This window comes from Roseovarius tolerans (assembly GCF_028885395.1).
Taxonomy (GTDB): domain Bacteria; phylum Pseudomonadota; class Alphaproteobacteria; order Rhodobacterales; family Rhodobacteraceae; genus Roseovarius; species Roseovarius tolerans.
Window position 1 is genome coordinate 33,263 of the sequence record NZ_CP118494.1, and the last position, 24,666, is coordinate 57,928.

23 protein-coding genes and 2 pseudogenes are annotated in these 24,666 nt (G+C 59.3%); 11 read left to right on the plus strand and 14 right to left on the minus strand.

The window, feature by feature from the left end; translation table 11 throughout:
• Positions 1-157 precede the first annotated feature (157 nt).
• The 8 genes from PVU19_RS00155 to PVU19_RS00190 all read right to left on the minus strand — a co-directional run bounded on the left by PVU19_RS00155 (position 158) and on the right by PVU19_RS00190 (position 9,740).
• Positions 158-586 (minus strand): DUF5681 domain-containing protein, encoded by a 429-nt coding sequence (locus tag PVU19_RS00155; RefSeq protein WP_274789840.1) that lies wholly within the window; start codon positions 584-586, stop codon positions 158-160.
• Between the two features lie 252 nt (positions 587-838).
• On the minus strand, positions 839-4,303 hold the full coding sequence (locus tag PVU19_RS00160) for a class I SAM-dependent DNA methyltransferase (protein WP_050664133.1): 3,465 nt from the start codon (positions 4,301-4,303) through the stop codon (positions 839-841).
• 411 nt (positions 4,304-4,714) lie between these two features.
• Positions 4,715-6,190: a YfjI family protein gene (locus PVU19_RS00165; RefSeq protein ID WP_160316388.1), complete on the minus strand. Its 1,476-nt coding sequence runs from the start codon at positions 6,188-6,190 to the stop codon at positions 4,715-4,717.
• A gap of 74 nt (positions 6,191-6,264) precedes the next feature.
• Positions 6,265-7,149: a DUF7146 domain-containing protein gene (locus PVU19_RS00170; RefSeq protein ID WP_050664131.1), complete on the minus strand. Its 885-nt coding sequence runs from the start codon at positions 7,147-7,149 to the stop codon at positions 6,265-6,267.
• A complete protein-coding gene (locus tag PVU19_RS00175; protein ID WP_050664130.1) occupies positions 7,146-7,376 on the minus strand; it encodes a hypothetical protein in 231 nt (76 codons plus the stop codon). The genes PVU19_RS00170 and PVU19_RS00175 overlap by 4 nt, the downstream gene beginning before the upstream one ends.
• A gap of 195 nt (positions 7,377-7,571) precedes the next feature.
• Positions 7,572-7,754: a helix-turn-helix transcriptional regulator gene (locus PVU19_RS00180; protein WP_050664129.1), complete on the minus strand. Its 183-nt coding sequence runs from the start codon at positions 7,752-7,754 to the stop codon at positions 7,572-7,574.
• Positions 7,755-7,863: 109 nt separating this feature from the next.
• A complete protein-coding gene (locus tag PVU19_RS00185; RefSeq protein ID WP_152911701.1) occupies positions 7,864-8,547 on the minus strand; it encodes a hypothetical protein in 684 nt (227 codons plus the stop codon).
• The gene (locus tag PVU19_RS00190) at positions 8,547-9,740 is read right to left on the minus strand and encodes a tyrosine-type recombinase/integrase (RefSeq protein ID WP_082237924.1); all 1,194 of its coding nucleotides are present in this window, start codon (positions 9,738-9,740) and stop codon (positions 8,547-8,549) included. Before PVU19_RS00190 ends, PVU19_RS00185 begins: the two co-directional genes overlap by 1 nt.
• Before the next feature lie 257 nt (positions 9,741-9,997).
• Between PVU19_RS00190 and PVU19_RS00195 the strand changes: the two genes are divergently transcribed.
• The 3 genes from PVU19_RS00195 (at position 9,998) to PVU19_RS00205 (ending at position 11,588) form a co-directional block, all read left to right on the plus strand.
• Positions 9,998-10,357, plus strand: a complete 360-nt coding sequence (locus tag PVU19_RS00195; protein ID WP_152911700.1) for a DUF6538 domain-containing protein — start codon at positions 9,998-10,000, stop codon at positions 10,355-10,357.
• A 352-nt stretch (positions 10,358-10,709) separates the two neighbouring features.
• Positions 10,710-11,171 (plus strand): hypothetical protein, encoded by a 462-nt coding sequence (locus PVU19_RS00200; protein WP_200901886.1) that lies wholly within the window; start codon positions 10,710-10,712, stop codon positions 11,169-11,171.
• 150 nt (positions 11,172-11,321) lie between these two features.
• Positions 11,322-11,588, plus strand: coding sequence for a transposase (locus PVU19_RS00205; protein WP_420833275.1), 267 nt, complete (start codon positions 11,322-11,324; stop codon positions 11,586-11,588).
• A 94-nt stretch (positions 11,589-11,682) separates the two neighbouring features.
• On the opposite strand, the pseudogene PVU19_RS00210 reads toward PVU19_RS00205, so the two are convergent.
• Positions 11,683-12,290: pseudogene (locus PVU19_RS00210) on the minus strand (IS5 family transposase); the annotation flags it as partial.
• A gap of 154 nt (positions 12,291-12,444) precedes the next feature.
• A pseudogene (locus PVU19_RS00215) lies at positions 12,445-12,578 on the minus strand (recombinase family protein); the annotation flags it as partial.
• 285 nt (positions 12,579-12,863) lie between these two features.
• Between PVU19_RS00215 and PVU19_RS00220 the strand changes: the two are divergent.
• The 3 genes from PVU19_RS00220 to PVU19_RS00230 all read left to right on the plus strand — a co-directional run bounded on the left by PVU19_RS00220 (position 12,864) and on the right by PVU19_RS00230 (position 16,132).
• Complete coding sequence (locus tag PVU19_RS00220; protein ID WP_082237921.1) at positions 12,864-13,502, plus strand: VWA domain-containing protein; 639 nt, start codon at positions 12,864-12,866, stop codon at positions 13,500-13,502.
• Positions 13,481-13,906: a PEP-CTERM sorting domain-containing protein gene (locus tag PVU19_RS00225; RefSeq protein ID WP_050664125.1), complete on the plus strand. Its 426-nt coding sequence runs from the start codon at positions 13,481-13,483 to the stop codon at positions 13,904-13,906. The genes PVU19_RS00220 and PVU19_RS00225 overlap by 22 nt, the downstream gene beginning before the upstream one ends.
• 126 nt (positions 13,907-14,032) lie before the next feature.
• On the plus strand, positions 14,033-16,132 hold the full coding sequence (locus PVU19_RS00230) for a tetratricopeptide repeat protein (protein WP_050664124.1): 2,100 nt from the start codon (positions 14,033-14,035) through the stop codon (positions 16,130-16,132).
• Positions 16,133-16,410: 278 nt separating this feature from the next.
• Here PVU19_RS00230 and PVU19_RS19365 read toward each other — a convergent pair whose 3' ends face one another.
• Positions 16,411-16,515: a hypothetical protein gene (locus PVU19_RS19365; protein WP_420833238.1), complete on the minus strand. Its 105-nt coding sequence runs from the start codon at positions 16,513-16,515 to the stop codon at positions 16,411-16,413.
• A 365-nt stretch (positions 16,516-16,880) separates the two neighbouring features.
• On the minus strand, positions 16,881-17,057 hold the full coding sequence (locus PVU19_RS00235) for a hypothetical protein (RefSeq protein WP_160316386.1): 177 nt from the start codon (positions 17,055-17,057) through the stop codon (positions 16,881-16,883).
• A gap of 974 nt (positions 17,058-18,031) precedes the next feature.
• Between PVU19_RS00235 and PVU19_RS00240 the strand changes: the two genes are divergently transcribed.
• The 3 genes from PVU19_RS00240 (at position 18,032) to istB (ending at position 20,728) form a co-directional block, all read left to right on the plus strand.
• Entirely contained in the window at positions 18,032-18,403 is a 372-nt protein-coding gene (locus tag PVU19_RS00240) for a hypothetical protein (protein ID WP_050664123.1), read from the plus strand.
• Between the two features lie 67 nt (positions 18,404-18,470).
• The gene (istA, locus tag PVU19_RS00245; protein ID WP_420833234.1) at positions 18,471-19,967 is read left to right on the plus strand and encodes an IS21 family transposase; all 1,497 of its coding nucleotides are present in this window, start codon (positions 18,471-18,473) and stop codon (positions 19,965-19,967) included.
• Positions 19,964-20,728 (plus strand): IS21-like element helper ATPase IstB, encoded by a 765-nt coding sequence (gene istB, locus PVU19_RS00250; RefSeq protein ID WP_274789796.1) that lies wholly within the window; start codon positions 19,964-19,966, stop codon positions 20,726-20,728. The genes istA and istB overlap by 4 nt, the downstream gene beginning before the upstream one ends.
• Here istB and PVU19_RS00255 read toward each other — a convergent pair.
• Together PVU19_RS00255 and PVU19_RS00260 are read right to left on the minus strand one after the other, a co-directional pair.
• On the minus strand, positions 20,692-21,342 hold the full coding sequence (locus PVU19_RS00255; RefSeq protein ID WP_274789841.1) for a hypothetical protein: 651 nt from the start codon (positions 21,340-21,342) through the stop codon (positions 20,692-20,694). The genes istB and PVU19_RS00255 overlap by 37 nt on opposite strands.
• Positions 21,343-21,363: 21 nt before the next feature.
• Positions 21,364-21,972, minus strand: a complete 609-nt coding sequence (locus tag PVU19_RS00260; protein WP_274789842.1) for a metallophosphoesterase — start codon at positions 21,970-21,972, stop codon at positions 21,364-21,366.
• A gap of 714 nt (positions 21,973-22,686) precedes the next feature.
• Between PVU19_RS00260 and PVU19_RS00265 the strand changes: the two genes are divergently transcribed.
• Entirely contained in the window at positions 22,687-22,983 is a 297-nt protein-coding gene (locus PVU19_RS00265; protein ID WP_050664516.1) for a helix-turn-helix domain-containing protein, read from the plus strand.
• Positions 22,983-24,308 carry a type II toxin-antitoxin system HipA family toxin gene (locus tag PVU19_RS00270; protein ID WP_050664517.1) on the plus strand — a complete coding sequence of 442 codons (1,326 nt, stop codon included), beginning with the start codon at positions 22,983-22,985 and terminating at the stop codon, positions 24,306-24,308. The genes PVU19_RS00265 and PVU19_RS00270 overlap by 1 nt, the downstream gene beginning before the upstream one ends.
• Positions 24,309-24,666: the final 358 nt, after the last annotated feature.

Genomic DNA, 24,666 nt, shown 5'->3' on the forward strand with positions numbered 1-24,666 from the left:
AGCGTGATTTTGCCTTTGTCTCCTAACTCTAGGTGCGCAGTGCTTCGAGGGCAATGGCATGCTGCGTCAGCAGTCATCCTCAAAAAAGTTAGGGCGGGGAGTGCAAGCCACGGTCCACGCAGCGCCCCTTGCCCCTTCCAGCCGCGCCAGTCGCCGTTCAAGCGCCATCGCTGGCCCCTTCCAGCGCCGCCACGCGGGCTTCGAGTTCGGTTGTTTCCAGCGTGCGCCGGAAGCCTTCCACTAGCGCCATCAGCGATGCGCCTTCGCCGGGCGTCAATTCCCCTTCGGCCACTGCGCCCAGCACCGCACCAGCGGCCTTTGCAGCATCGCAGGCGGTTCCCATCGTTGGCAGGTCGAACGTCACCGGGGCGTCGCGCCGGGGCGGGGCGATGCGTTCAAGGCACAAGCGCAGCGCCGTTGCATCGCCGCCCAGCGCCATTGTCACGGCTTGGCGGGTCAGGGCTTCGGCTTCACCGTCCAGAAGCGCCAGCGCCGCTTGTGTCGCCTTGTGACGCGTGCCCTTGGGCTTGCCGGAATTGCCGGGGCCAAAGGTGCCATCCGTATTGCGTCCGCTTTTACGGGTCATATCGCCCCCTCTTCATCCGCCAAAGCCACCAGCGCTTCGAGGTCAGCATCGCAAAGGCTACGCGGAAAGGTGCCATCCGCTTTGGCTTGCATTACGCGCGCCACCACATCAGGGGCGAGCCCTATCAGATCAAGGGGCGGGGATACGCCCAGCGCTGGGCGCTTTGCTTCCAGTCTTGCCAGTCGTTTACCTAGCATCGCGCACCTCATGTGTTATAGTATAACATATCTGTGCGCTGGGCGCTATGGCATGTCAGGCGGCAAAGCGCCCGCCTTCGATGATGCGGGCTTGGCCAAGGGCGGCAAGGCTTTCCAACAGGGGTTGCACCGATCCGGCGCGGCCCCGTTGGAAGGTGCGGGCCACTTGTTCGGGGGTGGCGGTGCCAAGGTCGGACAGGGTGGCGCGCACGGCGGCGATTTGTTCGGGCAGGGTTTTGGGCCATGGGGTCTTGGCGGTGGTCACGGTGGGGCCAATGTCCATTGTGGATTGAACGCCCTTGGCCACGGCGGCATGGCCTGCGGGGTTTTGGTAGTCGGGGCGCAGCCAGCGGATATGGCCGCGTGCTTCCTCGGCTGCCCTTTCGCGGTTCAGGTCCACCAGATGGTGCAGGATTTCATCATCGGTCAGGGTGGCGGGCCAACCGTAGGCGGCGGCCACCGCCGTATCAATTTGATCGTGTAAGTCGCGCAGGATGCCGATCAGGCCTTGGTCATAGATTTCTTTATCGCGCCCTTCGATCCGCTGCCCCGCGCGCAGCTTTTCCAGCACGTTATACATGGCGGTCAGGGTCAGCTTGGGGTGGGCGGCCTGTTGCGCCTTGCGGTGCGCGTCGAGTTGTTCGCCAACGCTGCGCAGGTGGGTTTTCTGCGTTTCGGTGGGGTCCGGGAAGGGAAAGGGGTCGAAGCACACGGATTTATTGTATCGGGGCCGATCTTCTAGAGTCCCGCCCGCGTTGAGCGCCCAAGTTACATGAAATCTAGATGACAGCACCGCCAGTGCGGCTGCATCATCAAGGCCAATAGCGACAAGCATATTGTCCGGTAATGTCGAGCCTTCGAGAAATTGAAAGTTGCGGTGTTTGGTTGTTTCTACAGTAACAATGAAGCGGCTTAGCCCATCAAGTGCAGGACGGATTTCACTTCTAGGTCTGCCAAAAACCCACCAATTCTTCTTTATCGACAGATCACGGTTTTCGTCGCGTTCCGGCTTAACATTGTCTGAAATGTGTTGATAGACAGCAGGATATCGGTTGCGCACTTCGCTTTCAGTCAGCCCGAAAAGGTCGATGACCATTGCGCCGCGCGAATTGGCAGTGAGGTCACGCCCGTTGCGATAGTGGCGAATATGGTTTTCAAGCCCCGGCACGCTCCCAAGGCCAAGGGTGTGCGCTTGCTCTGGTGAAACTATGAATCCAGCCCCGAACAACATGACGCCGCGAGATGAAAGGCCTTCATGCGCCTTCAATGGCACAGCCCCCGCCACATCCGCCCCGATGCGCAGATTGGCGAAAATCTTGCCCTTCTGGATATCAAAACGCACGGTGCGGCCCTCGGCCTCGGTCTGGCCTTTTACTTCCTCGGTCACGGTCAGCAGCCGCCCCGTCGCCTTGCTACGTTCGGCCACCGTCATGGCAATGCGCACCGCCGCCCCGTCGCCTGCATCCACCCAAGGGTGGTCGGGAATAGCGAAGGTCAGCGAAAGCCCGGTTTTCGGGTCGGCCAGATGCGGTTCCAGCACCTTGCGGTTGAAGGTCTGGCGCAGGGAATTGGTGGTAATCAGCCCAAAGCGGCGCGTGCCCTTGGCCCGTGTCTTTGCAGTCGCCGGTTTCCAGCCCCGCGTGGCCAGCGCCGCCTTATCCCACCAGAACATGACAAAATCGGCGCTATGCGGCATTTTCGGATAAGCTTTCCAAAGCGCCTCGGCGTAGCCATCGCCCAAGGCGTCGCGCATCCGGCTGGCCCCGATGAATGGCGGGTTGCCCACGATGAAATCGGCTTGCGGCCATGTGGCGGGGGCGGGTTTCAGGTAATCCAGAACGGGCGTGCGCGCGGCTGCATCGGGCACCTGTTCGCCGGTCACGGTGTGGGTCGTGGTGGTGATGCCATCCCAGCGGGTGACGGGCGCGCCTGCATCATCCAGCCGGGGCCGCGTGCCCTGGCAGGTCAGCACCGCGTCGCGATTCTCGATATTGCGGAAGTCGCGCAGCACGGGTTCGGCCGGGCTGGCCTTGCCATGGGTGCGGAAGTGCCATTGCAGAAAGCCGATCCACAGCACCAGTTCGGCCACCGCCGCCGCCCACGGGTTCAATTCAAGCCCAAGGAATTGGTGCGGGTCCACGGTATGGCCCGCCAGCGACAGGGCGTCTTGATCTTCGCCCAGATCGGCCAGAAGGGCGGTCACTTCGCCTTCGAGCCGTTTCATCAGTTCAAGGGCGACGTAAAGGAAATTGCCCGAGCCACAGGCCGGGTCCAGCACGCGAACCTCGCACAGTCGGGCATGGAAGGCGCGCACGGTATCGCGGGCTTTGTCCTCGCGCCCTTGGGCCGCCAATGCTACCGCAGCGGCCTGCACATCGCGCCAATCGCTGCGCAGCGGGTCGATGATGGTGGGCACGACAAGGCGTTCGACATAGGCGCGCGGCGTGTAATGCGCGCCCAGCTTGTGGCGTTGCCGCTTGTCTAGCGCGCGTTCCAGCAGGGTGCCGAAAATGGCGGGTTCCACGTCGCGCCAATCGCAGGTGGCGGCGTCGATCAGCAGGGACAGTTGCACTTCGGACAGGGGCAGTGCGTCGGCTTCCTTGAACAGGCCGCCGTTGAAGCGTTTGAGGTCAGTTGTCAGAACGGCGGAAAAGCCGCCAGTATTCATGATTTCCCACAGGGCCTTGAGCGCGGGCGCGGCATGGGCCGGATGCCCGCGCAGGCGTTTCAGCAGGTCGGAAAAACAGCCGTGTGGGATAAGGTCCACATCCTCGGCAAACATCGTGAACAGGCAGCGCATCAGGAAGCGGGCCACCTGTTCGGGCTCATGGCCTTGGCCCTCAAAGGATCGGCCAAGGGCGGCCAGACGGTCGGCGACTTCGCGGGTGACTTGGGCGCTGATCTTGGACGGGTCGAGCGCGTGCGGATCAGTCCAGATTGTGCGCAGGCGTTCACGGGTCTTTTCATCGCGCAGATCGTCCAAGGTGATGCGATAGCGGTTGCCATCGGGATATTGCGTGTAGCCTTGGCCTTGGCCCGAGAAATCGGAATAAAGTTCGATGACGTGGCCCACGTCCACAATCATCAGGAAGGGCGGCCAGCCATCGGTGCGCGACACGGCGCGGGCGTAGCCATCGGCTTGAGCGCGGGCGCGCAGCATGGTGTCATCCCACCGCCTTGTGCCGCGCGCGCCATGGCCTTTGCGGGTGGGGGCGGGCAAATCGGGGATAAGGGCGGGCTGGGGCGCATCCTCGGGGCCAGTGCCACCTGTGCCTTGCTTGGCTTCCATGACAAAATGCCCAGCGCGGTAAAGGTCGATAAAGCCGCGCGATTGGGTGGTGGTGTGGATGAAGGTCACGGGATGTTCGAAACAATAGGTGTTATCGCGCATGGCTTCGGTTGCGGGTGCGGGGCGCGCCACGCCCAGAATGTCAGTCAGTTCGTTCGCGAAGGTCTGAAAGTTCGCCCGTTCGCTGCCGCCGGATGCCTTCCAGCGGGTGATAAATTCCTCAATTTGCAAAAGCCTGCCCCAACTACCGGATTGTTCAACCTGCTAACATTCTTGCACCGCCACCGGAATATTTGAAAGCAAAGAAGGTGCTTGCGCCGATTATGGATCTTCCCATTGTTTTGTGATGCCGCTCCAGAGCCGCCCGTTCTGCCCGTTCTTTTCCCAGTCCGCAAAGGTCACGATGCGGCCCGTCCCTGCCTTTTAATAGTCGGTAAAAATTCCCTGCATCAGGGAAAGCCCCCGGCCCGGACGGCGCGCGCGGGTTTCGGTTTCTGGCGCGGGGGGCGTTGCGACACTTGCGACAACTGCGACACAGTAATTACTGACACGTCACAGTAATTACTGAATTGCCGCCCCGTGTCGCAGTTGTCGCGGATGTCGCAAGGGGGTGCCACGATTTCCACCAGCTTGGCGAAGGCGTCAAACCACATCGCCCGACCCTTTCACGATGCGCCACGCTTCCTTGCGTGCAGCCCCGCGCACCACGGTTCCGGGGTCGAGCGGCACAATCCAGCCGTGTTTTTCGAGGATGCCCAGCGCCGCCCGCGCCTTGGGGCTTTCGCGCAGCGCGTTCGGCCCGAGCCGCACCACATCGCGCACCAGCACGTCCGATTCCTGCCAGCCTTGTAGCAGCCAGCGCCGCAACGCTTCGGCCTGGTCGATTTCAGCAGAGACAAGCGCAGCGCTTGCCAGCCGTGAAGCTTCGGACAGGTAGAATTGCGCCAGGTTGATTGCGTCGACCATATCGCCCGGCTGCACCTCGGGGGCGGCTAGATCGCGCCAGAGGGTCAGCACGCCCGCGATGCGCGCCGCCTGTTCCGCCGCCTTGGATGCCGTGCCCGTGATATGGTCCAGATCCCCACCGGGGGCCTGTGCCGCTTCGATAGCATCCGAAAAGGCCACCAGCCGCGCGCGGGCGTCAGGTGCCAGTTGCAGCGTTCGTGGGCGCAGTTCGCGGGTGTCCGGGTCCATTGGCATGGCCGCGTCGAGTATGGCGCGCAGCCGCCCGCCAAAGGCTGCCAGCGCCGCTGCATCAGGCCGGGTGTTCGCCTGCATCCGGGTTCCGATGGTGCTGGGCGGTTCGCACATCAGGAAACGGGGCAGAAAGCCCGTGTCCGCCGCCAAGGGGTCGGCCATGAAGCCCCGCGCCACGGTCGGTTGCACCATCAGGTGCACCGCCAGCCGCCGCCCGTATAGCGTTGCGTGCCCGTCGCCTGCCCGCGTCCGCCGTATAGGGTTGCCCTGCCAGAGGTCATTGAACGCCGCCAGCGTCTTTTGCCTGTTTTCGGAGTTCATGGCGTGCCCGCCCAGGAATTGCCCGCCTTCATCACTGAAAAGCCCGAGGCTGGGGCTTCCATGCGCGAAAAGTTTGGTCAGCCCTTCAAAGGTTGGTTCCGTTACGGTCCTGTCAGCGCTGGGCGGGGCCGCCGGTTCCGGTCCAAGCGCTTCAAGGTCCGCCGCCGCCGTCGCGCGCTTTTCGCCCTTGCCGGTCACGATTCGGTCGCGGTCCTTTTTCCACAGCGCGTGCGCGTTCTCCCAACTTCCAAGCGCGTCACGCTGGCCTTGGCCCGCTTCGATTTCATGCGCACGCAGACCGGCCATCAAGGGCTTGTCACAGGCTGATTTCCGTTCACCACTTCGCGCAATGGTCAGCGCGTAAAGCGACAACGGGCGCGTGCCGCCCAGTGTTTCCACATCTGCAAAGCCCTGCACCGCCAGCGATGCCACGGCCAGAGCCGACTGCGCCGGAATTGCCACCGGGGCTTGGGTCGCGCCCTGCACCGCGCGCACCGCGTCGCGCAGCGGCCCGAGCGATGCCACCGGATAGGCTGCACCGGGTGCGATTTCGCGCACTAGCGGTTGCGGCCCCTCAGGGGTGAAGGCGGTTTCTTTCATATGGAGTTGCGGCCCTTTGGGCATTCCGTGGACGGCCACCTTCGCGGGGAAGCCGGGCATTCCGTGGTGCGCGGTCATGCTGCCACAGCCTTTCCTGTCAAAATGTCGTTAAAGTCGGCCCCGTCGCCGGGGTCGCAGGTGGACACTTGCCAGCCCAGTGCAGATGCCCGTTCGGCCAAGGCGTGCGCGGCGGCCAGGCCCGGCGTGTCGCCATCGCAGGCAATGGTCAGCCGCCCCAGTCGAGCCGGAAGGTGCAGCCCGCGAAGGCCAGAAGTCGAAAGCCCGGCCCATATCGTTGCGGGGCCATCCAGAAGGCCACAGGCAAGCGACAAGCCGCTTTCAATACCTTCCGCCACCACCAGCCGCCCCGGCCCGTCAGTGAGCCGCACAGCGCCGCCAGCGGTTGCCCCAAGCATCAGCTTGTCGCCGCCTTCCAGCCCGGCCTTGCCCGAACCATCAGGGCGCAGATAGGTGCGATGCACCGCAAAGCTGCCGCCCTCCACCGCCGCCACCATCGCCGGATAGCGCTGGGCGGTCGGCCCGTGCCAGCAAGCGGGATGGAAGCGTAGCGCCGGGGGCAATGCGCATGTGATGCCCCGTGCCCTTAAATAGGTTTCCGCCGCCGTGCCCGCGATGGGTTGAGCTTCCTGCCAGATGCGTTCGGCTTGCCCCGCCCGGCGCTGGGCGTCGGCCCGCCGTTCGGTTTCGCGCTGGGCAATCGTCGCCGGGTCCGGGGCGCGATAGGCAACGCCGCGCAAGCTCGCCATCGCCATTATGTCCCGGAAGGTGCAGTCGGATTTCTTGCAATTTGCCATCAACCGACCGTTGTCGCCATCTGCCAAAGTTAAGGCGTTTTGCTCTTTGCGGCCTGCCTGTTGGCATACAGGGCACGGGGCGGTTCCGTAGCTTCGAAACCAGTCGCCGCCCAGCGATTCGGTCATTGTGCGTGCGTCGGTCATACGGCACCCCCGTGAAGTTCGAGGAGATGGGCCAGCTCGCGCAACGCGTCCGCCGTCTGAGCGGTGCCGCAATGACTGGCCATCTTGAGCGCAGCGGTTAATTGCAGGGCTTTGAGCGCTTCACCCAAATCAACCCCGTCCGCAACATCCCACGCCACGACCATCTCGGCTGCATGGTGCATCTGGGGCAGATCGGCACGCTTGGCGTGGCCTTCGGTGGGTTTCATGCTGCCCCCCAAATCAAAGATGCCAAAGCTAAGGCGTGCGCTTCGGTCAAACCGTAGGCCAAGCGAAGGCGTGAGGCTTGGCGCAGGTTGTGGTTTTCTGATATAGCAAGAATGTGAGCCGCTATCGCATGGCGCTTATTCCGGCCCGGGTCCTGTTCGCGCAGGTTCCGGGCTTCTTCTTTTCCGCCGCCCATCCTAAGCGGCCTCTTCGCGAAGATTGCGCAAATGGGCGTCAACATCGTCTTGCGGCCAATACAGTTTTCCGCCAAGTTTCACTGGCTTGGGCAGTCGGCCCGCCTCTAAATCCAAATAGATTGCCGAGCGTGAGCGATTGCCAAGCTTGGCGCGTAGTTCGTTCAGGGTCAGATAGGTTTGCATGTCTTGCACCTCGTCCTTTTAGAGTTCGATAAGTGCAGTGGTGCCCCAATTTGTTTAGCCCAGTCATACAGAACAAATGGTGGGGGTTTTTCTTTATGGAGCGCGGCTGTCAATCTTCTTCGCTAAAGTCCAGCATTCCAACCGCTTCGGCCAATGCTCTAAGGTCGGCGTGGCCCACGTCATAACAAAGCGAAACCAACTGCCCATAAGTTTCGTGATGTCCGCATCGCGTGAAAGATTCTGCTACGGCGTCGCAAGCAGAGAATCCAAGCGTAGTGTCGTGTTTTTCTTCGCGATTTCGGCCCAAGGGCAAGGGCGTGCATTCTGCCATATACCGACAGAGCGAATATTTCCAAAGTCGTAAAGCGGTATCGCCAGCACGCGGTCTGCCCGGTTGGGGTGGGCGTTGGATTTCACCAGTCAGCGCTTGCGCGCCGAAACTGCGCAAAGATATGGGGCAGTCTGGCGCGCCAGGAATGTGGCCTATGGCAAATAGCATTCCGGCCAAATACGATGCAGCGTCAAATGCGTGGGGATTAGTTTCGGCCAGATTAACCAGCACCGCCGCCTTTTCTTCGGTCAGCGTGAGGATTTCGGCCTGCCCTATGCTCACAATGTGCGGCCCAAGCGGCCAAAGGATATGCGGGCCCGGCACAGTCTTCTTCCCCGCGCTATGAGTAAGTATGCCCGCCACATTCCTATCAAGGCCCGCTTCGATTTCTGCCCGGCTAGGGGCTTCCGCTGTCGGTGTCGCAGGGGTTAAGTCAGTTTTGTCGGTTTTGTCCCGAGCCATCAGCGCGCCCCCGCCAGCTTCACCACCTGCCCAGCGCCGCCGGTCACATGGTCGGCCCAGCGGTCCATCAGCTTGGCGCGCTGTTCCAGATAATCCGTGCGGCGATAGGCGCGCACCACTCCGCCATCCACCAAATGGCCCAGCATGGTTTCCGCCACTTCATGCGGGGCGTCGGTCGTTTCGGCCAGCCATGTCCGCAGGCTTGTGCGAAAGCCATGCGGTCGCGCGTCCAGCCCGCGCCGTTCCATCATCCGCGAAAGGGTCATGTCGCTAATCACGCCTTGCCGTGCGTTCGAAAACAGAAAGCCGTTGCGGGCGTGCGGGCGCGCAAGGTCAATCATACGCTGGGCTTCGCACGACAATGGCACGCGGAAAGCTTCGGTTGCGCCTTTGCGGCCCTTCATCGCTTCGGCTGGCACGGTCCAGACGTCGCCCTCGATCTGGTCCAGCCGGATAGTGCGCAGCGGGTTTGAGCGTACGCCGGTCAGCATCAAAAGGCGCAAAGCCAGATGGGTTAGGGTCGGCTCTTCAAGGCTGGCATAGAAGCCCGGCACATCGGCCCAAGCCATCGCCGGAATGTTCTTTGGGACGTGTCGGGTTTTCCCCAGAAGCGCCTTTGCTTTTTCTGTTGCTTGTAAATCTACGTCCAAGCCCAGCGCCGCCGCGTGCTTCATTACGATTGAAAGCCTGTTCATTGCTTTGCGTGCCGTGTCGGCTTTTGTGTGCCAGATCGGTGCAAGGGTGTCGCGAATATCGCGTTGATCGAGGTCAGTCACGGGCACGCGGCCAAGCTTGGGCAAAACGTGAATGGTCAGGGGGGATAGCCACCGGCCTGCTGTTCCATCCCCTTTCAATTCCGCTTTGCGAGATTCAAATGCATCAGCGGTTAATATCGCAAGCGTTATGTCTTCGCGTCGCGCGGCCCGCTCTTCGGCTTCACGTTCCTTTACCGGGTCACGGCCAGCCGATGCCACATTGCGCCAGCGTTCGGACAGCTTGCGGGCGTTCGCCAGCCCGAGCGCAGGATAGCCCCCCAAGCCCATTTCCCGCCGTCGCCCGTGAACGGTTACACGCTGAACCCATTGCGCCCCGCCATCATCGCGCTTCACCAGCCAAAGCCCGGCTCCATCGCAATATTTACCGACGGGGGCAGTTTTCACGAATTGAGAAGAAAGCCTGTTCGTTGCCCGCATTTTCCATCCCCCTAAATATCCACCCTAAGTTAGTGGATGGAGACGGGCAGGGCAAGACAAGTTCGGACAGTTGCACCCATGTTTTTAGGGGGATACACGCAAGGATGGACAAATAAAAACATTGTAAAACAATAGGTTGGTGCCTCTCCTGGGCACCACTCATCACGCATTAAGTCGTTGAAATTAAACGTCTAGTTACGGTGTATGCTCTTGTGAGGTCCACGATTGGGTCCACAAAGACGATGACTAGAAGATTCATGACCAAGTATGTTCGCATCGACGGGCGCGGAAATTACAAGTATCGGCGCAGAGTCCCTCAGGAATTGCAGCCGGTGCTCGGAAAAAAGGAGTTTGTAAAGAGCTTGGGCGCTTCTGAAGCCGAAGCCATGCAAAACTACAGCGCGTATCACGCACATGTGGAACGACTTCTTTCATCTTCGACGCCAGTATCGGAACTTTCCGAGAAGTTGGAAATTGCGGCTTCGTTGGAAGCTCAATTCGCCGAGGTTCAAGCTGATTCATTTTCCTCAGGCCGGTCTGAGAGCGAGCGAATGGCGAGACAAGAGGAAGTGGACAGGATCTTACAACGTTATCCAATGGACCCAGAAACTGGGTAGCCAGCGCAAGATAGACTGACATTGAAAGACACGATGACAATTCAAGCGCTTCAGTCAGGCACCCGAGCGGTTGTTCCTGAGCCAACTATCAAGAATGCCTTTGATTTATACTTAGCCGAGAAGGATGAGCCCGATCCCGTTAAACGCAAAAGCCAAGTAAATCGAGTGCGCCGCATTGAGCGTGAGCTCCTAAACATACTTGGGAAAGACCTCCCTATCTCTTGTGTCACCAGAGAACATGCGAGAGATTTCAGAGATCACCTGAAAGCTCAAAAAACATCAACGTCTACGCATGGCAGTTGGTTATAGACAGACAGCGGAAACTCAGGGGCCTCTCAGCGAGGCTGTAACGATGTCTGAGGCGGTCTCCATCTACCTCAAGCTCCAAGGCAAGGACCGCCCATTGACCTTCCATCGGGGCGCAGAGCGGTCGTGTGGTTACGTGATCGACGTTACTGGCGATAAACACCTCCGGTCCTATACGAAAAAAGATGCTAACCAGTGCCGCGATGCACTCATTGAGCGTGGCCTCGCAGGCAGTAGCATCACTCGCATCCTTGGCACCGTCCGCTCTGTCACCAACTTCGCCGCGAGCGAGATGGGCATCTCAATCACCAACCCCTTCGGCGGGGTCTACTTCGACCGGAAGGCCGGAGTACAGGAACGGCAACCTTTGCCAAAAGAGGCAATCTATGCGGTCCAGAAGGAGTGCCAGAGATTGGATGATGAGCTGCGGTGGCTTGTAGCTTTAGTCTCTGACACTGGCATGCGCCTTGCGGAGGCGACCGGTCGACGCTGGGTGATCTTGTCGTAGATCCTCTCCTGCCGCTCTGAGCGGTAGCCCCGGCACCATCCGCGTGATCGGTGGCGTCATTGGTTGCTATCTTCGCTTCCGCAGCATGTCCGGCGACCGTGTTAGCGAACTGAAAGCCACCATTCCGCGCGCAACCCAGACAAACGCCTCATCCATGTGATCTGGGACAACGCCGCTTACCCCAAAGGGCCAGACGTTCGAGACTTCCTGGCACGGCCGGACTGCTGCATCCACCTGATCCAACTACCGCCCTATTGCCCCCACCTGAACCAAATCGAACGGTTATGGGCCGTCATGCATCAATGCGTGACCCACAATCGCCACTATCCGACGCAGAAGCAGTTCGCCAATGCGATCCTGAAATTCTTTCGCGAAACCATCCTGAACGAATGGAAAACCTTCCGAAGCCAAATGTGAGACAACTTCGGGGTCATAACCCACGAGAAATTTCGGGTTCTTGGGTGAGCGCGGTATAGCAAAATTTTAATATTGATTTAGGGCCCATGGACAATCATCTTGATGCTATGAGTGCTGCTACGAGGTTCCAACACGCTGCGTAGCTACAATCCGTTTTATCGTATCTTGTGGCTATCCCTCTGAACTCTTTGATCTTTGCGAAGTAATTCTCCACCAGATGCCGCCACGTGTAGATCTCCGCGTCATGATTGCGCTGTATTTTACGGTTGGCTTTGGGAGGGATCACAGCGGTTGCACCGCGCTGGTCGAGGTCTTGCAGCAGCCAGTCTGCATCGAACGCCTTGTCCGCGAGCAGTGCGTCAAAAGAAACGCCTTTGATCAACGGTGCGACACCTTTCATGTCATGCGCTTGTCCCGGCAGCAGCAGGAAGCGGACCAGATTGCCGAGCGCATCCACCAACGCCACGATTTTCGTTGTCAGCCCGCCGCGCGAGCGCCCGATGGCCTGAGTCTGAGTCCCCCTTTTGAGCCGGTCGCCTTCTGGTGAACCTGAACTATCGTTCCGTAGGTGAATGCATATTCGAGGTCGACGTCTTCGCTCATAGCTTTGAAAAGACTCTCGAAAACTCCGGACCTGGCCCACCGGCGAAACCGCCGGAACTGGCTGTTCCAATGGCCAAAGGCAGGTGGCAGGTCGCGCCATACCGACCATGAACCCTGCGGCGAATGCCGTGTTACTCATAGCGCGGGACATGCGCTGTTTCTTTGAAGGCAATACCGTCATGCTTTTTTTGGTTGGAACGGCTCTGGGTCTCATCCCAGGTGACCTTTGCGAGTGTAGCATTCAACATGATAGACGAAAGAAGGAACCCTTGGCCCCGAGACGTCTATCACCTCCAACAAATGCGAGAGTGACTGCGCCAGTCGGTCGATGCGCATGACGACCAGCGTGTTGCCGTTGCCGATTCGTTCAAGTTCGCCGGTCAGAACCGATCAGGCGCTACGCGGAATGCACCCATAGGAGGAATTGATTTTGACGGAACACGTTTTGTGTTAGTCTCGTTTGAGATACGACCATAATTTCGCCTAATTGTAGCCATCTTGAGAACAATGTGTTGAATGTCCGCCCCTCCCGACCGCTTGCCGCGAATGCCTGATTGTGGTATCAATTCTTACGTAAAAATAATTGAATTCAACGCGCAGTGCCTTTCCGTCATGATTTGTGTGGAGTGGCTTACTGATAATTAAAATCTGCCTGGGGAGAGGAGATATCTCATGAACCCGACTGCAACTATCGACTCCGGACGCAGCATGGCGTCGCTCGGGGCCCGGCCATGGGCTTTCATTGCGGCGCTGATGCTGTCCGTGGGCCTGTTCGGCGGTTCTGCCGCCAACGCGGCAGGCTCCGTTCAGTTCAATAGCCCTGCCGATGGATCGTCGGCGGTTGTGAATACAGCCATTACGCCGACCGGCTCGGCCAGCATCACTGGCACGACCGGCGACGGTCTCGATCTGGTGCTGGTGCTGGATAGTTCAGGCTCCATGGGTGGCTCTCGTGCGGCTGCACAGCGGGCCGCTGCCAAGGCGCTTGTCGCGTCACTGCCCACGTCCACGTCATCCGTTTCAATCGTGGAATTCGACAGCGACGCGAACTTGGTGATCGGACTTACGCCGCTGACTCCCGCCAGCAATATCACAGCGATCAACGCTGCCATTGATGTCGTCGATGCGTCGGGCGGCACCTTCATCGGTAGCGGCATCGACGAAGCGACCGGCATACTGACCGGCGCCGGCGCAACGGCGAGCCGCTCGCAACAGATGGTTGTTCTGTCGGACGGGGCTCCACCTCTGGAGATCCCTCCGTCAATGCAGCCGCTGCACTGGCCGCCGGCGTGGAAAACGTTCATGCGGTGAGCCTGCCCGGCGCCAACGACGCCACGATGCAGGGTATCGCTACCGCAGGCAACGGGGTCTGGTCGGACGGCACTGATCTGAGCACGCTCGAAGCGATCTTCAACGGAACGGGGGGCAGCTTGGTGGGCATCGACAAGATCGTCGTTACCCTGCCCGATGGCACCCCTATCGATCCAAACGCTGTCTCCGGCATTGGAGCGTTCACCGTAGACTCGCCCTTCAACATCGCCCTCGGCCCGAACACTTGGAGCGTTACGGCGTTTTTCACCGACGGCACGTCAGCAACGGACACGGTGACGGTCAATGGTGTGACCGCTGCCATCCCGCTGCCGGCAGCCTTGCCTCTGTTGCTCGGCGGTCTTGGGATGCTTGGTCTGTTTGGTGCACGCCGCCGCAAGAGCTGAGCCCAAAAGCGTAGGCATGCCATCGCTTTAGTATGAAAAATCCGGGGCGCCAGTTTACTGGCGCCCCTTCTTGTCAAGTCTTGCCGCTACCTTTGCCCATAAAATTGGGTAGAAAGGGAAAATTCCATGCGCTTCGTCATTCCTTTCCTGTCCGTCTGGCTTGCCGCGACTGCGCCTCAGGCGGCTACCTTCTCCGAAGATGTCCTGCCAGGGATCGGGTCGGGCGATCTGATTAACCAGAAATTTGGCGCGCAAGGCCTCGACCTGATGCGGTCGCCGCGTGATCTCATGCTGCAGATCGCACAACAGAATTTTGAGAAAGCCATCGAAATCCTCGGCCGCGAGTTGGCCGAGCGCGCAGATTACGCCAGCATACTTGAACTTGCCCCGCAAATCCGTCAGGTCATGACTGAAAATCCGCACATTCTGTGGCTCCATGCGCTGGCGCTAGCCGCCAACCAGGAAACCGATCAAGCAGCGGAATTGCTGGAACTCGACGCGGCGGCAGATCGGACCGGCGACAGCCCACTGCCGCTTTTGGCACAGGCGATGTTGGCGCTGCGCACCGACGGTGCCGATGCGGCCTCGGATTACGTGGCGCAGGCGATCGCGCGAGCACCCGATCACGCTTATGCGCACAATCTTGCCGGTATCATCGCTTCGCAGCAAGGCAACATGGACTTGGCGCGAGCCAGCTTTGCCGAAGCTGTGCGGCTTGCACCGGAAAGCAAAATTTTCTGGCGCAATCTGGGACTTGCAGATTTCGCCGGCGACCGGATCGAGACCGCTGCCGACTGGCTTCAGAAGGCGCTTGATTTGGATGGCAGCGACTGCGTGTCGCTGATTGCACTGGCGCAGGTGTATGAAGCGTGGCAACGCTTGGGCGAGGCTGAAGACCTGTTGCGGCGCTGCCTGGCCTCCGACCGGCCCGACACGCGTGCCGCGGTCCAGCTGATCCGGCTTCAGGTGGCCGGGAACCGGTTTGAGGCCGCGCTTGAGACCGCCACCGGCCATGCTGCGGCTCTGGTCGATCCAGCGGCGGTGGTGGCCGAAATTCATCTGTTGAGAAACCGTCCTGATCTGGCGCTCGCCGCGCTGGACGCCGCCGCCGGTCCGTCCCGAATTCAACGCGCCTTTGCACAGGCCATGACCGGAGATCCGGCCGCGGCCCTCGCGCAGATACAGGGTATGTCGGCATCCGGTTCCGTCGGTCCGGCCCAAGCGCTGGCCGAAGCTGCGCTTGCGGCAGCGCAAGGCAGTCCGGTGGGGGCAGCATCCCGCGAGGTACTTGCGGCCGACAGCCAATCACGTGCCCGCTTGGCCTGGTTCGACGCGCTGAGCCGCAGTCGCGCCGAAGGTGCCGGTGCGGCCGCCGAAACCGCACGTGCGGCGGCCGATATGATGCCGGGCGTCCGCTTTGAAGGTGTGCCCGAAGACGATTGGGCGGCGCTGAGTGATGGCGAGAACCGAGTGCGAGCGGCACTTGGTATGCTGTGGTTTCTGCGGGGCTACGATTTGGCCTCGCGCGACGTGTTCGCTAGGCTGCTGGCCGATGCCGACATCCAGCAGGCTCGCTATTTCACCGCCTTGGCGGACGTGCGTCTCGGCAATCTGGCCTCAGCACGCACGAGGCTTGCCGAGGCCGTCTTTGCAGCGCCAAGCTATTATTCCGCCCAGAACCTGCTGGGCGAGGTGGCGCTTAATCTTGGCTACCACACCGAGGCTCTTGAAGCCTACCGCAAAGCAGTCGCAGTCGTTGAGGATGGTGGCGCGTTGATGAAGGTGGGCTTGCTTGCCGATTTTCTCGATGAACCGGCCATCGCCGAAGACGCATTGCGCCGATTCATTGCGCTCCACCCGAAATCATTCATTGGCTACAATCAACTCGCATGGGTCATGGTACAGCGTGAAACCCGTCTGGATGAGGCGCTGCAACTGGCCGAGAAAGCCGACAGCTTGAAACCGGGAAACGCTAGTATACTCGACAACATCGGCTGGATCCATCACCTGAGAGGCGATGATCGCAAGGCCCTGCCTTTGCTGCGCGAGGCCAATAAGCGCTCGGGCAATATGAACCCTGACATACTCTACCACCTCGCCGTGGTAGAGGCTAAGTCGGGCTCGGTAGTAGAAAGCTTGGCCTTGCTCGACCGCTTCGTGGATGTTGCTCCTGCCAGCCATGTGGCAGCGGCTCGTGCGAAGGAGTTGCGCGCACGGTTGGAGTGAGAAGTACGGGACGATAGATATTTTTGGACTCAAGCAGGGCAGTGTCTCAGTCCGTGGTGTAATTTCACCGACGCGTTTGGTGTAATCCCAGGAGGCCATCAAGGTGTATGGTCGAGGTGGAGTTTGGTGACTTCAACGTACATCCTCGCCCGCAGGTGGAAACCCGAAGACCCGGCCAAGAAGGCTAGCAAACATTCGATCAGACGAAACGCTGATCATCATCGACCCCGTCTGGTTTCCTGCGTCAATTATCCAGGCTGACTGTCCTGGTCACCGCATCAGGCTCCACCTGACGCGTCCAGAAACAACCTCACAAGGGCGACATTGATGTAATAGTTGCTCTTTCCGGATCGGTGCTTTTCAAAAAAGTCCTGTTCGGCCAAGGTGTCGAGATACTTTGCCGCCGTCTGCCGTATGACATTCAGATCGTTCTGTACGTACTGCCGCTAATCCTCACCCATCACAGGCGCAGCCTTTGCCTTTCCGGCATGTGTAACTGCGATTTATGCACGAGTTCCCGCACGCCTTGCCCTTCCGGCAAACCTTGCAGCATGCCGCGTTGAAGTACTGGCTCTCTCTGTTGCTGGTGACGTCGAGCAGCTTTTGAACATAGCTTTTTGGCGCGGCTGGGGAAGCCCAAGGCACGGCAGACATTGAGCCTGCAGCGCCCGCTATTGCAGGAAGCCAACACACTACTACCAGCAAGAGTGCTTTGGTCGGCCACCTCACAGCCAGGTTCTCTCCTTGCTCAGGCGTGCTCCAGTTCCGGCTTCCTGTCAGACTGAGCCAAGCTTTTGGGCTTGGTCACCGGCCAGCCTTTGAAAACTCGTTCGCCGACAGATACGCTGATCTGTCCGTCCTCGTGTGCCTCAACAATCAGGCCTTGAACCTGACTGTACGCATTCAAAATGAGCGTTGCGAACATGCTGCCCTCACATGTTATTGTTGATTGTGGTTCTATCTATGATTGCGCGACACAACGCCAAGTGCAACGGAATTCACACATCGACCGTAAACTTTTCAGGAGGCACAAATGACCGATGCTGAGGCTCTAGCTGCCTGTAGGAAAAAAATGAAAAGCTGATGGCGATCCTCGCTGAATACATCGAGCGCTATGGGCTGACAGAACAGGCGAGGGCCTATTTTTTATAACCTGCCGTGCCCCCATCACCTTAGGTAGTGGCAAATTTATTGAGTTTCATAACGATTTTGTTGAGAAAAATATCCGAAGTGTTGAACACAGAGTCTCCAACATTTCCGTTATGCAATGTAGGAGTAATGGGGAGAGAACGGCTAGGAACGCGCGGCGGGATTGCTGTCAATTCCCTACCGCGCGCTTTTGTGCAACCACAACTGCCATCTGAAGAAGACTCATTACTTCGCCAAAAGCGAACTGGGACAGATCAGTGAAACAGCCCTCATCTGGTTAGCGGGTTGGAGCCGAAAAGTATTTCAGCCGTTGAGGTTTCATCTGGCGTCAAGGCCCCTTCAAGAACGCGCATCGTAGCCGTCGAGGGGAGGCCGGTTGCAGTCCCTACCAAGTCAGCCAATGCGCGGCGCAAGGCCGGGTCATTCTCCCCCTGAACCGTTTGCTGGTAAAGGTTCGCCGGGATCTCGAGAACCGATCCATACGGTTATATCGAACTTGAGCGAGCGCCCGTCGCTAGTTGCCTTGCGCTCAATCGTCTTACCGTGCGTATCATTCCTGGTGAGGCTACAGCGCCTATTTGACTCCAACCTTCCGTTCGGGCGGGCGACAGACAAACCTCAGGTCAGTCCGCATATAGTCTTTCCGTTGGAGGGACACCGGCACAAGCTGGCGCGCGCGCCCCCTGCTGTGGTAGTAGTCGGTCATCATTGGAGATCCTCTGTTGTCGGGAACAGAAAGGACAGAAACGAATGTCACTGCGAAGCCGCTTTGCCGCCCTAGTCCTTTTCATCACGGTCCCGCTGACCGCTGCCTCACAGGAACCAACCGTTGTTCAGCCCTTTGCGGGTTCCGAAGCGATAGGAAGTCAGTATGCAACGGACTTTGATGTCTTGCGGTACATCACCAGTCTCGAGGAAGGCGCAATCGAAACAGAGGAGATCGAAGGCCAGCTTCTGTCGAGCCTCTATCGCTGGCCGGAAAGCAAGAACAGGATCGAGATCCAGCGCAGTTTCGAGCGGGCGGTGGAGGAGGCAGGTTTCGACGTTCTCGTCAGCGCCGATATGCCGGGCGCGATGGTGAGAACGGCGGTGCAAAACTCGGCCACGGTAGCGGCGGGATAGTCCTGCTGCGGGCGGTGTAAAAACCGGCCATTTTGCTCTTCTTGTGACGGCAAGAGGGGGCGTGGAGATGCATACCGTGGATTTGTATTTGAAGGTTCGCCTGGCGTGTGGCGAAGGCATGAGCCAGCGAGAAGCAGCGCGTCATTTCAATGTTTCGCGCGACAGCGTAGCCAAGATGCTGGCGTTTTCAGCGCCGCCCGGTTACCGGCGCCAGAAGCCGATCAAGCGCCCGAAGCTGGACGGGTTCACCGAGATTATCGACGCGTGGCTGGACGGGGATCGTGAGACCCACCGCAAGCAGCGCCATACCGCCAAGCGGGTATATGACCGGTTGCGCGAGGAGCACGGTTTCACCGGCGGCTACACGATCATCAAGGACTATATCCGGGACCGCGAGCGGCGTGGACGTGAGATGTTCGTGCCGCTCGCCCACCCGCCCGGGGATGCCCAGGCGGATTTCGGCGAAGCCATGGTGATCATCGATGGCGTCGAGCAGAAGGCCCATTTCTTCGTCTTGGATTTGCCGCACAGCGACGCCTGCTTTGTGCGGGCCTATCCCGCGGCGACGGCGGAGGCGTGGATGGATGGCCACGTCCACGCCTTTGCCTTCTTCAGCGGCGTCCCGCACTCCATCCTTTATGACAACGATCGTTGCCTGGTCTCGAAGATCCTGGCCGACGGGACGCGCCAGCGCGCCACGCTGTTCAGTGCCCTGCAGTCGCATTACCTGTTCCATGACCGCTACGGGCGGCCGGGCAAGGGAAACGACAAGGGTAAAGTCGAGGGCATCGTTGGTTACGCCCGCCGGAACTTCATGGTGCCGGTCCCGCGTTTTGCCAGCTGGGACGCGTTCAACGCGGATCTGGAGGCCCAGTGCCGCAATCGCCAGAACGAGATCCTGCGTGGCCATAAGGAAACGATTGGCGAACGGCTGCAGCGCGATCTGGCGGCGATGAAGCCACTGCCCGGGGCTCCATTCGAGGCTTGCGCGCAAGCCAGCGGCCAGGTCAGTTCGCAATCGCTCGTGCGCTACGAGACCAACGATTACTCGGTTCCCGTCGCCTATGGTCATCAGAATGTCTGGGTGCGCGGCTATGTCGATCAGGTCGTGATCGGCTGCCGTGGAGACGTGATCGCCCGGCATCCGCGGTGTTACGCGCGCGAGGATGTGGTCTTCGATCCGATTCATTATCTCCCGCTGATCGAACGCAAGATCAATGCCCTGGATCAGGCTGCGCCCTTGGCAGCGTGGGATCTGCCCGAAGAGTTCCAGACCCTGCGCCGCCTCATGGAGGCACACATGCTGAAGATGGGACGGCGTGAGTATGTGCAAGTCCTGAGACTGCTGGAGACATTCGGCCTCGACGACCTGCATGGCGCGGTCAAGGAGGCCCTGCGCCTGCGCGCGACGGGCTTCGATGCGGTCAAGCACATTCTGCTCTGTCGGATCGAGAAGCGCCCGCCCAAGCTTGACTTGGCCAGCTATCCCTACCTGCCGCGTGCCGATGTTGGGACGACCTCGGCTGCCAGCTACATGACCCTGATGACAGAGGCGACGGGATGACGGAGGCTCCGCAGATCCTGCTCAACCATCACCTGAAGACGCTGAAGCTGCCCACCTTCCTGCGCGAATACGAGAAGCAGGCACGTCAATGCGCCACTGAAGGGCTGGATCACGTCCAGTTCCTGGCGCGCCTCGTCGAAATGGAAATGATCGACCGCGAACGGCGGATGATCGAGCGTCGCATCAAGGCCGCGAAGTTCCCGGCCGCCAAGAGCCTGGACAGCTTCGACTTCAAGGCGATCCCGAAGCTCAACAAGATGCAGGTGTTGGAATTGGCCCGCTGCGGATGGATCGAGCGGCGCGAGAACACCATCGCCCTCGGGCCAAGCGGCACCGGCAAGACGCACATCGCCCTGGGCCTCGGGTTGGCGGCCTGCCAGAAGGGGTTGCCCGTCCGCTTCACCACCGCCGCAGCGCTGGTCAATGAATTGATGGAGGCCCGCGACGAGCGCCGTCTGCTGCGCCTGCAAAAGCAACTGGCCAGCGTCAAGCTGCTCATCATCGACGAGCTGGGCTTCGTGCCGCTCTCCAAGACCGGCGCCGAGCTGCTGTTCGAGCTGATCTCGCAGCGCTACGAGCGTGGTGCCACGCTGATCACCAGCAACCTGCCGTTCGACGAATGGACCGAAACCTTCGGCACCGAGCGCCTGACCGGCGCGCTCCTCGACAGGCTGACGCACCACGTCAACATTCTCGAGATGAACGGCGAGAGCTATCGTCTCGCTCAAAGCCGCGCGCGCAAGTCCAACAACAACGCCTGATCCAGCCTATCCAGATTTGGCCCTGACGGGCCAAAGCGGCCAGTCAACCGCCAGCTATTTGGGAAGCGCGGCTGACTGGCCGCCGCCTCGTGCCGCGCGTTACGCCCAAACCCAAAGTGGCCGGTTTTTGCGCCGCCCTGTGGCTGGATTTTACTCCGGCGTTGACAGTGCACAATGATTTTGTAGCACTCATTGCGCAGCAAGAGGTCCGCCCCAGCATCAGGATCCGGCAACGGTTTCTCACCTCGGCTCTCCAGCCGTGCGTTGATGATATCGTAAATTTCCATGAGGTCGACATGCCCCGCATTCTCTTCCAGATACTTCAGAGCATGCTGTTTAAAACTCCGTTCTACGCGTTTCTCGCGCTCGTCGCGGGTCGGGCAAGCCAAGATGACGTCTGACATCGACATGCGGTCGGCGAGCAACGAAATCAACAGGTTCCGATCCTCAAAGCCTTTGCGACCGACGCTGGTATTAAAGTCCTGCAGGTCTTCACCGAGTTCTCGCATCCGCGATTCGAGTAGCCCATATACGCCCCAGACAGACCAATCCTTGGTCCGTTCGTCGAGCAGTTCTTCGATTTTCAGGACATCTGATTTCTTGCTTCTTCCCATGACTTCTGCCCTCACACACCCTCAGTAATAGTCAATCTGTTCGCCGAAAATGGTCGTCCCTGGCTCGACCTCGTGCCAATGCTTATTGACGGGGAGCGTCTTGGAGCGCTTCTCAATTTCATCGAAGGAAACTGGATAGAAATCCCACACATCAAGACCGACGTTGACGCAGTTTCGCGTGCCTAGAAAGTTGTCGTGCACATGACCGAACAGGCAGTATGCCCCGCGCCGAGAATTGTTCCATGTGTGCATGGGATAATGAAAAAGCGTGTTGAACTGCCGCTGTGCTCCGTCCCGAACCTCGGCGATATGTGAAACGCTTGCCCACGGCAGAGATTGGATGATTTCGTCATCATGGTTGCCGACAATCAGGTGCTGTTCAGCCCCCGGTAGTCGATCAAACATCTCCCGAAGCCATTTTTTATCCAGCTTGCGTCTGCCCAAGGCGAAATCTCCCAACAACCACAATTGGTCTTCAGGTCCGACCCGCTCATGAAGGTTTCTCAGGATGATTTCATCCGCTTCGTCAGCATTTTTGAATGGCCGATTGCAAAACTCGACAATGGCATCATGGCCAAAGTGAGGATCCGCGCAGTACCACTTTTTTTTGTGTAACTCGTTTCTTCGCATGTCGATTTCTCCTTAAAAACAAGGCGAGCGACAGCGTGAACGTTGGCTATTTTGGAATGTGACACAAGCAGACGAACACCAGTCGCCCGCAGTTAACTGGGGGCGATTAGCTGGTTGTTGGTATCGTCGTCAGATGTGCCGTTACGACACACCTACATCAGAACTTCGCGGATTTCCAGTACTGCATCGGTGTGAAATCGCTACTATTGGCCTACGCCAATCAACCGCTGCATCCACCTGAAGCCTGGAGCCTCTCGGTCAGGCGCTTGCTCCAGAATAGGATGTCCTTGCAGAAAGTGATCGTTTCCCTAGCGTGCCCTACGTGAACGCAAGACCGTAGCCGACCTGGTAATTGAAAAGATCAAATCCTTTGTGGAAACCTTCGTCGAAGGGGTCGATTAGACAACGGCGCCTTGATGACCTTCACTTTGCATTCGGAAATCTCGGTCGGATTGTTGCAGGGCCATAAGAACAGCGCTTACGGCCAATCGCGGTTTACGAGGAACTTCTTCGCTGTCACCCCGCGCTTGGCACCGGCATCCGCCGTACTCTGGAACGGCGGATACGAGCCGGGCGTGTGAAAAGGTCTTTATATCCTGAAGGATAAATTTCACACATAATAGACGCAGGAGCAGCATTTTTATCCTGCGCGATAAAATGGTCTTGATATCGCCCGAATGGCCCCCTATTTATCCCACATGATAAGGAGGCGACATGAAGCAGTCGACTGAAACTCTGGCATGGGCAGAAAAAATCGGGGCACGTATCAGGTCGCGGCGAAGAAGCCTCGGCCTGAGCCTGGAGGATTTGTCGCGCCTCTCTGGCTCCACCGTGCCGACGCTCTCGCACATCGAGCGCGGCAAACGAGACCTTAAACTATCTACTCTGGTGTCTCTTTCGCTTGCGCTCAGGACCGAGCTTCCAACTCTCTTCCAGGCCGACACGCTCTCGTCCGCCAAGACGACTTCGTCTGATCCTGGGCAGGACGGCTACGACTTGGAGGATGACTGATGGCGGGGAGCGAAACGATCATCATCTTCTACAAGAAATTTGCCATCGGGAGCATTAATCTCTCTGCAAGCGGAGAGCTCTCCTTCGAATATGATTCTCGATGGCTCGGGACTCGCGGCAACTTCCCACTGTCGTTAACGCTTCCGCTTCAACCTGGCCTTTTTGCCCACAAGATCATCACGCCCTGGTTGGCGAACTTGCTGCCCGAGGAAGAGCAACTTGTCTCATTGTCACGTGCCTTAGGGCTTGCGACATCAGATGCGCTCGCCATCCTGCGCGAGATCGGCGGAGATACCGCAGGCGCAATCTCGATTGGTGAGCCGAGTATCCGAAAGGACTGGAGCTACGCGAGCTTGCAGGATCACTACGGCAGGACCACGGAAAGCGAAGCTCTGGCACGCCACTTCGAGGATCTCGGAAAGCGACCATTTTTGGCTGGTGAAGATGGGGTGCGCCTGTCACTCGCTGGCGGTCAGAAGAAAACCGCACTGGCCGCACTCGACGATGAGGGGAAGCCAAGGCTTGGCCTGCCGCAACCGAGAGATCTCCTCGCGATCCCGAAAAATGGAGCGCCCTCAACCATCATCATAAAGCCCGACAATCCCCGCTTGCCCGGCATCGTGGAAAACGAGGCATATTGCTTGACGCTGGCTGGCCTGATCGGCCTGCCAGTCGCTGAGTGCACCATACTTGAAGCTGATGGCCGGACCGCGCTGGCCGTCGCCCGCTATGATCGCACCCTGCGCTCTGATGGCACCCTTCGCCGCCTGCACCAAGAGGACTTCGCTCAGGCTAGCGGCATCTATCCGGGGCAAAAATACGAGCAGGGCACCGTTCCGGGCCTCGACATGGCAGGCCTCCTGCTGACAGGTGACCACCTGCCGCCGACCGACGCTCTCGCACTCCATGACCAGGTGATCTTCAACATCCTCATCGCCAATACTGACGCGCACGCCAAGAACTACTCCATTCTCATTGGCAATGAGACCTCCATGGCTCCGCTTTATGACGCCTCCTCGGTGCTCCACTGGGATCACGTTAATCAGTATCACGCCCAGAAGATCGCTGGTAAACGGCGCAAGCCAGCCGATGTCGCTCCGCGCCACTGGGACGAGATTGCCCGAAGCGCCGGACTGAACGCCTCCGCCCTTCGCCGCAGGGCAAGCGAGATCATCGATGGTATGGTCGCAAATCGCGTCGAAGCAACCAAACGCATCTCGTCTCTTCCCGGAGCGACGCCCGAGATGGTCGAGCATGTGGCAAATCTCGTGGAAGGCAACGCGTTGCGTGTCGGCGGACGCCTCAAATACAACTATTCCCTGTAGTTGAGATTCCTCAAATCAAGAGAGACTGTTTGCGGTAAATAGGGTCATTAACAGTATGAAACTCATCTTGGGCCAGGATACTCACCTATCCGTCCTGAGCGGGTCATGGGACCGATAGAGGCGTCGGACGGGTCGCACTGCGACAGATACTCCACATCGTGGCTGGAGATTGACGGCCAGCACATGCAATCTGTCACTGGGACGGCGGTGTGGGCATCAGCGCCAATATCCGACGCGATCTCGCGTGCGACGTCGAGCATGGCCATGGTAGCAGCGGCTTCGGCCAGATTGTGATTTCAACCTTGCCGACCTGCTTCCAGCCAACCCCATCGTGAGCCAATGAGCTCGAAGAGAACGA